The sequence below is a fragment of the Mesorhizobium sp. M7A.F.Ca.CA.004.04.2.1 genome (genome assembly GCF_004022825.1).
Taxonomy (GTDB): Bacteria; Pseudomonadota; Alphaproteobacteria; order Rhizobiales; family Rhizobiaceae; genus Mesorhizobium.
Genome location: NZ_RZPH01000762.1, coordinates 1 through 3,004 on the forward strand (window position 1 = coordinate 1; position 3,004 = coordinate 3,004).

Annotated in this window: 3 protein-coding genes and 1 tRNA gene; 2 read left to right on the forward strand and 2 right to left on the reverse strand. The window is 62.5% G+C overall.

Features of this window, described 5'->3' with window-relative positions; genetic code table 11:
- Positions 1–729 (reverse strand): UDP-N-acetylglucosamine 1-carboxyvinyltransferase (locus EN893_RS26535; RefSeq protein ID WP_128361899.1); only part of this gene is annotated, 729 nt, incomplete at its 3' end.
- Positions 730–875: 146 nt separating this feature from the next.
- Positions 876–1,070, reverse strand: a complete 195-nt coding sequence (locus EN893_RS26540; RefSeq protein WP_127268678.1) for a hypothetical protein — start codon at positions 1,068–1,070, stop codon at positions 876–878.
- Positions 1,071–1,231: 161 nt separating this feature from the next.
- Between EN893_RS26540 and EN893_RS26545 the strand changes: the two genes are divergently transcribed.
- Positions 1,232–1,306, forward strand: a tRNA-Thr gene (locus EN893_RS26545).
- Positions 1,307–1,630: 324 nt separating this feature from the next.
- Positions 1,631–3,004, forward strand: a 1,374-nt coding sequence (locus tag EN893_RS26550; RefSeq protein ID WP_128361900.1) for a YcbK family protein, incomplete at its 3' end; no start/stop codon positions are given.

Sequence of the window (3,004 nt, forward strand, 5' to 3'; positions counted from 1 at the left end):
GTCGGGGATGACGCGCACGCGCGCACCCGACAGCGATTCGACGCCGTCGATGGTGATGGTTGGCGTGCCGGCGCCGGAAATCTTCGCGCCCATGGCGTTGAGGCACTCGGCGAGGTTGACGATCTCGGGCTCGCAAGCCGCATTTTCCAGCACCGTCTCGCCCTTGGCGAGCGCCGCGGCCATCATCAGCACATGGGTGGCGCCGACCGAGACTTTCGGGAAGATGTAGCGGTTGCCGACAAGCCGGCCATTCCTTGTCTTGGCGATGACATAGCCGGTGTCGACGTCGATATCGGCGCCCAGCGCCTGCAGGCCCTCGAGGAACAGATCGACCGGCCGCGTGCCGATGGCGCAACCGCCCGGCAGCGACACTTTGGCTTCGCCCATGCGGGCCAGCAGCGGGCCGATCACCCAGAACGAGGCGCGCATCTTCGACACCAGTTCGTAGGGCGCTGTGGTGTCGACGATGTTGCGGGCGGAGAAGTTGATGGTGCGCGAATAGCCCTCATTCTGCTTCTCGCGGCGGCCATTGACCGAATAATCGACGCCGTGGTTGCCCAGGATGCGGATCAGTTGCTCGACATCGGCCAGATGCGGCACGTTTTCCAGCGTCAGCGTGTCGTCGGTCAAAAGCGAGGCGATCATCAAAGGCAGCGCCGCGTTTTTCGCGCCCGAGATCGGAATGCTTCCGGAGAGCTTGTTGCCCCCGACAATTCTGATGCGATCCATGGAAGAACGTCCCTCTCGGCCAAAAAGGGCCGGTTCAATCGTTTGAGTAGCGGCCCGTCTAGACCATTGGCCAATCTGGTTCAAGAATTACGCTGGTTCAAGAAATGGGATTTCGCCCACCCCGGGCCAAGAGTGGCCGATTTGAGTTAATCTTTTTGTATTTCCTTCGATGCAGCGAGCCCGTCCGGCCGCTCGTCGGCATCGCCGGTCCGCCGCGAGCGTGACTGCGCCTTGCGCTTCTGCAGATTGGCGCGCAATTGCTCGGCCAGCCGATCCTTGCGGATTGTTGCGCTGTTTTTCGGTGGACCATCCTTTTTCACTGGAATTGCCTTGTCGTCCATCGCCCCGTCCCCGCCGGCGACCCACCAGCTTGCTGTTCAGGGATAGCCAACATTGTGGCACTGCCATGTCATTAAAAGCTATCCGGCAAAGGCTTTCACAGAAGCGTTGCGCTTGGCCTTGCGCTTGCCGGTTCGATATGGCAGAAGCCCCGCCATCAGCGGCTGCGGTAGCTCAGTGGTAGAGCACTCCCTTGGTAAGGGAGAGGTCGAGAGTTCAATCCTCTCTCGCAGCACCAGTTTCCAACATCCTTGTTGCCGCACATTCGTTCTCTGCATTTGCGAGGGCGAGGCGGCTACATGGGAACGGCGCGGCCGTCGTGCTGGCGGACCTCATCAGCCGTGCATTGCTCCAGAAAATGGCTGCCACAGGCAACTCCAGCCGAAACGCGTTCTCGGAAGCGACACGATTCGTTAACCAAGATGCTGTTCATCAACATGACGTGTTGTGGCATGGACGCCTGTCTGCGTCGGTCAAGTCCATGCTTGTCAGGAAGAGGGCTGAAAGGCTCTTCATCTGGGCGGGAACCTGAAATCGCCCGAAACAAAAGAACGTGCAAGGCATGAACGTGAGCGAAAACGTGCAAAACGCCCCCCGTGCTTCCCGTCTTTGGACACTGCCTGCCATCATCGCAGCGTTCCTTTGCCTGTGTGTCACCGGCGCGTTCGCGGAGACGCGTGCTTTGAAGATTCAACATCTCCATACGGGCGAGAAGGCTGAAATCGTCTTCAAGCGCAATGGGCGCTATGATCCGGCGGGATTGAAGAAGATCAATCTCATGCTGCGCGACTGGCGTCGCAACGAACCGACGAAGATGGATCCGCGCCTGCTCGATCTTGTCTGGCAGGCCTATCGCGCCAGCGGCTCGAGAGCCTATATCCACGTGGTCAGCGCCTATCGGTCGCCAGCGACGAACGCCATGCTGCGCAGCCGCTCGAAGGGCGTGGCTCGGGAAAGCCAACACATGGTTGGCCGCGCGATGGACTTCTTCCTGCCGGATGTGCCGCTGAAGAAGCTGCGCGACATCGGCCTCAAGATGCAGGGCGGCGGCGTAGGCTATTACCCGACCTCCGGTTCGCCTTTCATACATATGGATGTCGGCAATGTGCGGCATTGGCCGGGCATCAGCCGCCAGGAACTCGCAAGGGTATTCCCGAACGGCAATACGCTGCATGTGCCGAGCGACGGCAAACCGCTGCCCGGTTATGGGCAGGCGTTTGCCGCCTACAAGTCGCGCAAGGGCGCCGGCACGCCCAACATCGACCTGGCAAGTGCCGACGGCGGCCAACGCAGGCCGGCGCGCGGCCTGCTGGCGACGCTTCTGGGTGGGCGCGGCGCGGACGAGACCGATGATGTCGCCGAAGCGGTGCCGGCGCCACGCAAGCCGGCCAAGTCCGTTGAACCCAGGCCCGCCGGCATCGCAATCGTGCCGCCGCAGGATGCCCAGCGCGCCGACATCCAGATGGCTTCCGTCGATAGGGCCGAAGAATCGCCGATTGGACCGGAGGGGAAGACGCCTGAAGCGATCGTCATGGCCATGGCGCCGGGCTCGGTGCCGCTGCCAGCCTTCGCCCCGCGCAGCGGGTCCACGACCAGCATTCCGACCCCGCAACTCGCGCCGCTTGCAGCAGCCAACGCTTCCACCGCGCGGGCCGAACTGGCCAATCCAACAGCAACCGATGCTGAAATTCCCTCGGGCAAGTCGGCCGGTCCCGCGGGCGGCGCGCCGGACATGGTGGCGTTCAACATCCCGTTGCCGACATGGCGACCGGAAAGCCCGACGCGCCAGCTTGAAGCAGACAAATCCGGCGATGCGGTCGCTGCCTTGCTGGCCTTGAACCACGCCGATGACGGCCACAATGGGTTGGCCGGCCAGCGGGTCTCGGTTGCCCAATCGAAGCCCGAAGATCGCGTCAGGACCAGCCCGAAGGCCGAC